General features: G+C 66.8%; 10 protein-coding genes and 2 tRNA genes. 2 read left to right on the top strand and 10 right to left on the bottom strand.

Annotation, left to right across the window (positions count from 1 at the left end):
* Window positions 1-263: 263 nt before the first annotated feature.
* Window positions 264-563 (top strand): antibiotic biosynthesis monooxygenase family protein, encoded by a 300-nt coding sequence (locus tag VFQ05_11825; protein ID HET9327452.1) that lies wholly within the window; start codon window positions 264-266, stop codon window positions 561-563.
* Between the two features lie 102 nt (window positions 564-665).
* On the opposite strand, the gene VFQ05_11820 is transcribed toward VFQ05_11825, so the two are convergent.
* The 3 genes from VFQ05_11820 to VFQ05_11810 form a co-directional block, all read right to left on the bottom strand.
* Window positions 666-959: an antibiotic biosynthesis monooxygenase gene (locus VFQ05_11820; protein ID HET9327451.1), complete on the bottom strand. Its 294-nt coding sequence runs from the start codon at window positions 957-959 to the stop codon at window positions 666-668.
* Between the two features lie 165 nt (window positions 960-1,124).
* Window positions 1,125-2,018 (bottom strand): IS3 family transposase, encoded by an 894-nt coding sequence (locus VFQ05_11815; GenBank protein HET9327450.1) that lies wholly within the window; start codon window positions 2,016-2,018, stop codon window positions 1,125-1,127.
* A gap of 100 nt (window positions 2,019-2,118) precedes the next feature.
* Window positions 2,119-2,598 (bottom strand): VOC family protein, encoded by a 480-nt coding sequence (locus tag VFQ05_11810; protein ID HET9327449.1) that lies wholly within the window; start codon window positions 2,596-2,598, stop codon window positions 2,119-2,121.
* A 168-nt stretch (window positions 2,599-2,766) separates the two neighbouring features.
* Here VFQ05_11810 and VFQ05_11805 point away from each other — a divergent pair, with 168 nt between their 5' ends.
* Window positions 2,767-2,922, top strand: a complete 156-nt coding sequence (locus tag VFQ05_11805) for a hypothetical protein (protein HET9327448.1) — start codon at window positions 2,767-2,769, stop codon at window positions 2,920-2,922.
* Window positions 2,923-2,939: 17 nt separating this feature from the next.
* Here the strand turns inward: VFQ05_11805 and VFQ05_11800 are convergent.
* The 7 genes from VFQ05_11800 to VFQ05_11770 all read right to left on the bottom strand — a co-directional run bounded on the left by VFQ05_11800 (window position 2,940) and on the right by VFQ05_11770 (window position 9,193).
* Window positions 2,940-3,015, bottom strand: a tRNA-Glu gene (locus VFQ05_11800).
* A gap of 72 nt (window positions 3,016-3,087) precedes the next feature.
* Window positions 3,088-3,161 (bottom strand) — tRNA-Gln (locus VFQ05_11795).
* 75 nt (window positions 3,162-3,236) lie between these two features.
* Window positions 3,237-4,706 (bottom strand): glutamate--tRNA ligase, encoded by a 1,470-nt coding sequence (gene gltX, locus VFQ05_11790; protein ID HET9327447.1) that lies wholly within the window; start codon window positions 4,704-4,706, stop codon window positions 3,237-3,239.
* A gap of 54 nt (window positions 4,707-4,760) precedes the next feature.
* The gene (locus VFQ05_11785) at window positions 4,761-5,444 is read right to left on the bottom strand and encodes a sugar transferase (GenBank protein HET9327446.1); all 684 of its coding nucleotides are present in this window, start codon (window positions 5,442-5,444) and stop codon (window positions 4,761-4,763) included.
* Window positions 5,434-6,651, bottom strand: coding sequence for a DegT/DnrJ/EryC1/StrS aminotransferase family protein (locus VFQ05_11780; protein HET9327445.1), 1,218 nt, complete (start codon window positions 6,649-6,651; stop codon window positions 5,434-5,436). Before VFQ05_11780 ends, VFQ05_11785 begins: the two co-directional genes overlap by 11 nt.
* Window positions 6,648-7,670 carry a glycosyltransferase family 2 protein gene (locus VFQ05_11775; GenBank protein HET9327444.1) on the bottom strand — a complete coding sequence of 341 codons (1,023 nt, stop codon included), beginning with the start codon at window positions 7,668-7,670 and terminating at the stop codon, window positions 6,648-6,650. Before VFQ05_11775 ends, VFQ05_11780 begins: the two co-directional genes overlap by 4 nt.
* On the bottom strand, window positions 7,667-9,193 hold the full coding sequence (locus VFQ05_11770; protein ID HET9327443.1) for an ABC transporter substrate-binding protein: 1,527 nt from the start codon (window positions 9,191-9,193) through the stop codon (window positions 7,667-7,669). Before VFQ05_11770 ends, VFQ05_11775 begins: the two co-directional genes overlap by 4 nt.
* Window positions 9,194-9,259: the final 66 nt, after the last annotated feature.

Raw genomic sequence — 9,259 nt, 5'->3', positions numbered from 1 at the left:
GAACCGAGCTTTGTGCGGTGGCGTGGACGGTGTGGAAGAGCGTCCAGGCGATCGCGACGATGATCAGGGTACGAGAGCCGATCATGGCGCGTCTCCTTCGAAGGCGGTCAGAGGTTCGCGGCCGAAGGAAATGCTACGCCCGACTTCTGCCCACGGCAATCCCCCACCCCATACGAACGAGCGTTCTGAACTAGAACGACTTGGAATCCCGTGGTCCAATCCACACAGGTTCGAGTTACGCTCCTTGAAGGAAAGGAGGCCAAATGAGTGTCGCGATCATTTATCGCTTTCGAGCGCGCGAGGACAAGTCGGCGGAATTGCTCACTCTGCTGCAGCAGGGTCGAGATTTCAGCTTGACCGTCGACGGATGCGAAGAATTCGACGTCTACCAGGGCAAGGATGATCCGCATCAGTTCGTGATGATGGAGAGCTGGCGTTCGGAACAGGCACACCGAGCGCACTTCGAAAAGAACGCGAGAGGTTCTGGCTGGCTGGAACGGGTCGAGGGGCTGATGACCGAACCGTTCGAACCGCCGCACGAGAGCGGCTTCGTGCGTCGGTAGAATCGAGCCCTGCAAGCCCTGCCTACACCAAGCGAGTTGGTAGCTTTAAGAGTCCATCGACTCAAGCCCATCCTGCCTCGTCGATCGGATGCGAGCGGCCCGTCAGGGCAGCCGCCTGATCACCGTGGCCCTGAATGGCGAGGCCAGCATTTCCAGCACAGGTGCATAGGCGCCGGTGGCTGCGCTCTCCCGCATATGCTCCATCCGCGCCTCGGCTGACTCCCACTCGGCTATCTCGATGAGCATGTCGGGATTGTCCAGCGCCTCGTAGCGAGTGCTTCCCTGGAAACCGCGCAGGCTCGGCCCATGCCTCGCCACCATGTTCTCGAGCAGGCTCTTGAGCTCATCCCGCCGGCCAGGTTTGGCCAGCAGTTCGACGATCACCTGAATGGGCATGACTCACCTCGGCGCAGGTCGGATTTGGTAGCGCTACGGGGATTCGAATCCCGGTCTGATGCTGAGAAACAGGAAACCGCCGATCCGCATTCGCGTCGGAGGCAGCGAATAGGCCACGAACCGTAGAGCCCGCTTGGGTGGAGTTCCCAGGGTTTGGTGGACACCCTAGCGTCGCGTTTTGTGGGCTGCTTCGAACTGCTCTGGACTGACGCCCCCGAGATGGCCGTGACGGCGTGAACGATTGTAGAACGCCACGATGTAGTCGGCCACGTCGGCTGCAGCGAATTCGCGGTCCTTGTAGATCTGCTTCTTGATCCGCTCTTTCTTCAAGCTGCCGAAGACGGACTCCGCCACGGCGTTATCCCAGCAGTTGCCTTTGCGACTCATGCTCGGTTCGAGGCGGTTCGAGCGGCAGAAGCGTTGCCACGCATCGCTGCCGAACTGGGTGCCTTGATCCGAGTGCACGAGCGTGCGACGGGGACGCCGGCGGCGCACCGCCATCAAGACGGCATCGAGCACGAGCTCGCGGTGGATGGTGGGCCGGGTGGACCACCCCACGATCTTGCGCGAGAACAGGTCCATGACGACTGCGAGGTAGAGCCAGCCCTGCCACGTCCGAATGTAGGTGATATCGGTCACCCACGCCTTGTTCGGGCGTGTCACGGTGAATTGCCGCTTCAAGAGACTCGGCACGAGGACGGCCGGCGTACCGACCGACCAGCGCCGGGTGCGGTAGCTGTGCAGGGCGCGCAGCTTGTTCTCGCGCATGAGCCGCGCAACCCGATGCTTGCTGCAGGTCTCTCCGGCTTCGCGAAGATCCAGGAAGACGCGGGGGGCGCCGTAGACGCCTTGGCTCGCTTCGAACGAGGCGCGGATCAGTCGAAGCAGTCGGGCGTCTTCCTGAGCCCGATTCGACATCGGCTTCTTGAGCCACTCGTAGTAGCCGCTCGGAGCGACGTCGAGCAGTCGGCACATCATCTGAACGCTGTGATCGCCGCGGTGAGCTTTGATGAACTCGTACGTCCTACGGACTCGTCTCGCAGTCGGCTTTGTGGGCATCGGCATGGCCCTCCCGGGCCGCTACGATGCCAGAACTGTCCACCAAACCCTGGGAACTCCACCCTTCGTTTGGTCTCAACACGTGCCGTCCCGCCTCAACTCAGTCTGGCTGGCGTACTTCGCGAATGTCTGACCAGCGCTCGGCCCGTTGCTGCTCCGTAGTCTCTTCGATGCGCGATGCAACTGTCCAAACATGGCCAGATGGGTCGAGGATCCTCGCCGACCGGTCGCCCCAAAACTGATTCTGCGCGGGAATAAGGATCTTTGCGCCCGCAGCGACAGCACGCTCCACCACCAGGTCTACGTCGGCAACGTAGACGAAAACGACCACGGGCGAGCTCCCATCGGCAACGGGTGCGCGGCTGGCTACCACGTCCGGGAATTCTGACTGTACCACCAAGAACGCGTCGTTGATTCGCATCGCTATGTGAATTGGCGAACCATCCGGGCCTGGCCGCCGCACCTGCTCAACCGCTCCGAATGCCGCCGCGCAGAAGTCCATCTCGGCCTCTGGGCTCTGGCAGACCAGCATCGGAAAAACTGCCTGCATGCCTTCTGGAACCGGCTTGACCATCACCATCGCGTGCCTCCAGAGTGCGGTCTAATCAAGCGGCATAACGAGTAGTAGATGGTTCGGAGTAGCCGAATGTGCCTCAGTTCCGGGTCTGGCCAATCGAGTCGTTCGTCACGGACCTCCCAACTCTGCGCCTTCGCCGGAACACGCTGCATGCGGACACCAGACGGAGCCTTGAGCAGAACCGCCTCGATCTTCTCGATGTCCGCTTTCTGCTTCCTCACCTTCCCGGCATCGACCACCTTCGCGGCCGTTCCATCGACCCTCAAAGTGGCAGCGTTGTCGTCCACGCAGATCTTCAAGCGGAACGGCTCCGGCGCTCCACTCTGACGGCGGCGTGTCGGCGATGGTAGCGCTACGGGGATTCGAACCCCGGTCTGATGGCTGAGAACCACCTGTCCTAGACCCCTAGACGATAGCGCCACACACGGCATCCGCGCGCGAAGCGCGGCAATCTACCAACCGAAACTGCGAGGATCAATCCGCAGAGGAAGGTGGCTGCCCGGCAAGGATTCGAACCTCGACTAACTGGTCCAGAGCCAGTCGTGCTACCGTTACACCACCGGGCAGCAGAAAAGCCGCGGCAATCTAGCAAAGCTCACCGGAGCCCGGCAACCCGCGCCGATCGCGGGCAGAACTCGCCCTCAAACGCTCGCCCGACGCGCCTCTTCCCACTCCCGGGCCGTGTCCTCGAGTCGCTCCAGCGTTCGTTCGCGTCCGAGCAGCCACATCACGTCGAAGATGCCGGGGCTCACCTTGCGGCCGGTGAGCGCCACGCGCGTCAAGCCGATCAGCTCGCCCGCCTTGATGCCGAGCTCGGCGGCCACGCCGCGAGTGACGCGCTCGAGCGACTCCAGGTCCCACGAAGACTCGACCGCCAGCTTGGCTTCCAGCGATCGCAAGCGCGGCGCCACGTCGGGTTTCTCACGAACCTCCGCCCAGGCTTCGGGGTCGCGCGCCAGCTCCGCCTTGAGCGCGAAAGCGACGTAGCGCTCGGCATCCTCCAGCGTCTTCATGCGGTCCCCGATCGCGCGCACCAGTGCAGCGAGCCACTCCGGCCCGCGTGACGTGACATCGTATCCCTGCACCGACAGATGCGCCGCAACCCGGCGGATGCGCTCGCCTTCGGGAAGCATCCGCAGGTGCTGGCCGTTCATCCACTCGAGCTTGTCGGTGTTGAACACCGCGGGGTTCGAGCCCACACGCTCCAGCTTGAAGCACTGCACCAGCTCGTCGAGCGTGAACAGCTCGCGCTGGCCGTCGTAGGCCCAGCCCAGCATCGCGAGGAAGTTCACCATCGCCTCGGGCAGATAGCCGAGGTCGCGATAGGCGCCCACGGACGTCGCGCCGTGACGCTTGGAGAGTCGCGAGCCGTCGGCGCCGAGGATCATGGGGACATGCGCGAAGACCGGCGGCGTCCAGCCCAGCGCCTGGTAGAGCAGCAGCTGCCGCGGCGTGTTCGAGATGTGGTCATCGCCCCGGATCACGTGCGTGATCGCCATGGCGTGATCATCGATCACGCAGGCGTAGTTGTAGGTCGGCAAGCCGTCCGAGCGGATCAGCACGAAGTCGTCCAGCAGATCGTTGCGAAAGGTGACCTGGCTGCGGACGACGTCGACCCAGCCGGTCTCCCCGCTCGAAGGCAGCGCGAACCGCAGGGCCGCCTTGCGCCCTTCCTTCTCGCGCGCGGCGCGCCCTTCGGCATCGAGCCCGCGGCAGCGGTCGTCGTAGCCCGGCGGCTCGCCGCTCGCCACCTGTGCCGCGCGGCGCGCTTCCAGCTCCTCGGCGGTGCAATAGCAGGGGTAGGCGCGCCCGGAAGCCGTCAACGTCGCTGCATGCTGGTGGTACAGATCCCGGCGTTGCGCCTGGAAGTAGGGCCCGCAATCGCCTCCGGCCTCGGGTCCCTCGTCCCAGGTGAGGCCGAGCCAGCGCAGGCTGTCGAAGATCGCCGCCAGGGATTCCGGCGTCGAGCGCGCGGCATCGGTGTCCTCGATGCGAAGAATGAAGGTGCCGCCGTGTCCGCGGGCAAAGAGATAGTTGTAGAGCGCCGTGCGCGCGCCCCCGACATGGAGGTAGCCGGTGGGACTGGGGGCGAATCGGACGCGCACGCTCATGGCGGCACGATACCTTGCGCGCCGCCGCGGCTCAAAAGCCGTGACGGGAACCGATCAGATCCGGCCGCGGCGCAGCAGCTCCTCGCGGTCCGGAGGGGGCCCCGGGAAGACGATCGCGATCAACGTCGCCATCAGCACGCTCACATCGGACGCGGCGTTCCGCCGGGAGAGATACTCGAGGTTGCCGAGCACTTTCATCGGCAGCAGCGTCTCGACGTAGAAACGCTCGCGCTCCTCCGCCGATCCCGGCATCAGCGCCTCTTCGTTTCGCAGCTTGACCGTCATCGGATCGGTGAGGCCCGGCCGCACCTCGAGCACACGGCGCCAGCGCGGATCGGCGAGGTCGACGTAGCGCGGCACCTCGGGACGCGGGCCCACCAGCGCCATGTCACCCACCACCACGTTCCAGAGCTGAGGGATCTCGTCGATCTTGGCGCGCCGCAGCCAGCGGCCCAGCGGGGTGACGCGCGTGTCGACGCGGCCGGTGAGCGGAGGCCCATCGAGGTCGATGCGCATCGATCGCAGCTTGAGGAGTCCGAACAAGCGGCCGTCGCGACCGACCCGCACCTGGCGGAACAACGCGCCGCCCGGAGAGGTGGCGATGATCGCCAGCGCCGACACGAGCAGGAGCGGCGAGAGCACGAGCAATCCGAGCCCCGCCAGCGCGACTTCGATACCCCGCGGCAGGCCGGGCTGCGGTCTGGGAAGCTCCTCGACTGGAGGCTGGTCAGCGGCCATGGCGCGCGCAAACCGCCGAAACCGTGCGCACCACGTGCTGGAACTCGTCCTCGCGCATGCCGGGGAACATCGGCAGGCTGATCAGTCGCTCCCACAGCGCCGACGCTTCGGGAAGGTGGGCGCGTGTCCACCCGAACTCCTCGTAATACGGGTGAAGATGGAGCGGCCGCCAGTGCACCGAGCATCCCACCCCTTCCTTCTTCAGCTCGTCGAGGATCTGATTGCGATCGGCGCGCAGCCGGTCGAGTCGCAAGCGGATCGGGAAGAGATGCCAGGCGTGGACGCGATCCGCGTTCACCGGCGGCAGCTCGATCCATTCCACGTCCGCCAGGGCCTCGAGGTAGCGCATGGCCAGAGCTTCGCGCGCGTCGCGCAGCTCGTGGGCGCGCGAGAGCTGTCGCAGGCCAAGCGCCGCGGCCATGTCGGTCATGTTGTACTTGAATCCCGGCGCGACGATCCGATAGTCCCAGGGACCTCCCGCGTACCGTCCCCAGGCGTCGTGCGACAACCCGTGAAGCGCCATCAGCCGCATGCGTCCGGCGAGATCGTCGTCGTCGGTCACCGCCATGCCGCCTTCACCGGTGGTGATGGTCTTGTTGGCGTAGAAGGAGAAGCAGCCGATCATCGAGGTGTTCTCTCCGCAGCGCTGCCAGGCATGCCCGGCGCTGCAGCGCCACGCGGCGGGAAAGCTGTGGGCGCTGTCCTCCACGGTCCACAGGCGGTGCTTCGTGGCGAAGGCTTTCACCTTCGCGACGTCCATCATCAAGCCGGCGACGTGGACCGGGATGATGCCCACCACCTCGGCGTCCGCCGGCAGCTTTCCGGGAAGCCGTCCGGCGCGGAAGTCGGCCAGCTTGCGCTCCGCGTCCGCGAAATCCAGGTGCGCGGTGACCGGATCGCAGTCCACGAGCAGCGGCCACGCGCCCTGATAGCGCACCACCTCCGCGGTCGCGGCAAATGTCATGGTCGGAGTCAGGACCACCTGGTCGGCGCGCAGGTGCAGCGCCTCGACCGCCAGGTGCAGCGCCGCGGTGCACGAGTTCACGGCGAGCGCGTGCTTGGCGCCGACCGCGGCCGCGAACTCCTGCTCGAAGCGCTTGACCTGGGGGCCGCTCGTGAGCCATCCGGACCGCACCGCCGCCGCCACCGCCTCGACGTCGTCGTCGGTGATCGGCGGACGGAAGTAAGGAACGTTGGCGCCGGTCACGACGTCGCCTCCGCCGGCCGCTGGCCGAAACGACCGGCGAACCGCACCAGTCCGGTCAGGAATCCCGCGCCATAAGAGAGGTGGAGCGCTGCGAACACTACCGGCAGCCACGGCGCGGATCCCTCGTCGGCCCGGCGCGCCGTCCAGGCCGATGCCGCGAGATTGGCCGCGACGTAGAGACTCGCGACCGTCACCAGCGCGACCCGCGCCGCGGCCGAGAACGGGGACGCGAGCGCCGTCACCGCCAGCGTCGCGACCAGCGCTCCGGGCGCGAAGTGGCGGAGCTTCATCTGGAGGGGATGCTTCTGCATCACCCGAACCTTCCAGTAGCCGTACTGGAAGTACTGGCGCCACAGCGTGCGCAGCGAGGTCCGCGGGTAGTAGCGGGACTTGATCGAAGGATCGAGCATGATGCGACCGCCTCGCTCACGAATGCGATAGCTCAGCTCGTCGTCCTGATTGCGCACCATCTCCTCGTCGAAACCGCCCATCCGCTGGAACAGCTCCCGGGGCCAGGCGCCCATGTATACCGTATCGACCTCTTCCTCCCGCGGAGAATAGTGGAATCTCGCCCCGCCCACACCGAACGGCGAGGAGGTGGCCAGCGCCACGGCGCGGCCCAGCGCGGCATCCGCCACCGCGTCCATGCGTCCGCCCACGCACTGGGCACCGGTGCGTTCGAGGGCATCCAGACAACGCCGGATGTAATCGCGCTCGACGATCGTGTGGCCGTCGACCCGGACGATGATGTCACCGGTCGCCTTGCGGAGCGCGGCGTTCATGCCGGTCGGCACGATGCCGCCGGGATTGTCGACGATCTCGATCGTCACCTCCGGATGCTTGCGAGCCAGGTCCTGAATCCGGGCACGCGTATCGTCGGTGGACCGGCCGTCGGCGACCAGGATCTGCAGCCGTTCACGGGGAAAGTCCTGATCGACCACGGCGCCCAGGCTGCGGTCGATGAATGCGCCTTCGTTGCGGATCGGCATGATCACGGTCACGGACGGCTTCGTGCTCACGGCGCCGCTCCGATCGGATCGGGGCCGAGTCGCGGATGGAATCGGCCCTTCACCTCCGCCCGCTGCACCCACAGCCATGGCAGATTGGCGATCGGCAGCGCGATGTCCTCGTCGACGAGGCGTTGCTGCGCGGCGCCGGCATCGAGTGGAGGTGGATTCCCGGCCGCCCAGATCCAAGGATCGAACTCGCGCGTCATCCAGCCGACTCGGAACGCGCCCACGGCCGGACCGCGCATCGGCAGGACGAGGCTCGCCAGCTCGGCCGACGCCGTGGCGAGGATCGCCTGGTCCTCGACCAGCAGGAGCTGCGCGCCGCCGCGGCGCAGCATTTCGGTGCTGACGGCGGGCTCCCGGAACGGCCGCAGCTCGACGTCGAGGCCGTTGCGCGCCCATTCGGATTGCAGCGTGCGCGCGACGCGCGCCCCCATGCCGTCGGCGGAATACGCCATCACCACGTGCAGGGAGCGGCCGAGATCTCCTCGCTCGAGCCACTCCCGCACCTGCGAAGGATCGTCATTGGGGAAGGGGTAGGGCGGAGCTCCGGTCAGCCCCGTGGTGCGGTCCTCCCCCGCGATGCCCAGCGCGTCGATCAGCTCGGCACGGTTCAGGCCGCTCGTCAGCGCATGCCGCGCGGCTTCCTTCGACGTCGGCGGAAGGTCGGGGCGGAGCACGAGCAGCAGCCGGCGTGTCGGCCGCGCGGCCCGCGACAGTGCCTGATAGGCCGGAGGCAGGGCCTGATCGAGCAGATCGGGCGGAGGCGGCCACACCAGGTCGGGCGCCGAGGCGCGCAGCAGCGCACGCACCCGGGACGCGGCCGGAATGAAACGGATCTGGATGCTGTCCGGGAGGCCGGCCGATGGCGCTCGCAGCGCCAGCGTCAGTCGCTGCGGGGCCGCGGCGGCAATCCGGTAGCTCCCGACTCCGTCGAACCAGCCTTCCGCCCCACGCCGCCACGGGACGGCGGCGCCTGGAAACGCGAGCTTCCTGAGGAACAGGGAATCGGGACGCGACAGCGTGATCAGCAGCGTGCGAGGGTCGGGTGTGGCGATGCCCAGGGGCGGCAGCGGCCGTCCCGGCCGTGCCTTGCTCATCCCTTCGATCGACGAAAAGAGCCACGCGTACGTGGCATGGTCGAGGCGGTTGACGCCGGCCTCGATGGCTTCTCGGAAGGCTTCGCTCCGGCATGGCGACCCGTCGGAGAAGGTGAGATCGGGTCGAAGCGTGAATCGGTACTGGAGCCCGTTGCCGGAAATCGCAACGCTCTCGGCCGCCGCCGGCACGATGCGCCCGGTCGAGTCTTCCTCCACCAGGCCGCGCGAGATCAGGCGCTCGATCGCCGCTCTCACCGGATCCGGCGGGCCGAGCGGATCGAAGTTGGGCAGGGCCTGCCCGACGACCCAGGTGACCCGCACCGGGGGCATTTCCTTGGAGCCGCCGCCGCAGGAGAGACCCAGGACCGCCGCGACCACGGCCGTCCAGGCGAACGCGAGACCTCGCTCTCCGCTTCCATGCTGGAGCTTCACGACCCGCCAGTCTAGTGACCGCGTGCGGCACCGGCAAGACCGCGAAAGGCTCAGCGGCGCGTCGTT

It is taken from the genome of Candidatus Eisenbacteria bacterium (assembly GCA_035712145.1).
In the GTDB taxonomy this organism is placed as follows: Bacteria; Eisenbacteria; RBG-16-71-46; order RBG-16-71-46; family RBG-16-71-46; genus DASTBI01.
Note: the sequence above shows the minus strand (reverse complement) of the source record. Positions and strands in the feature narration are given on the sequence as shown.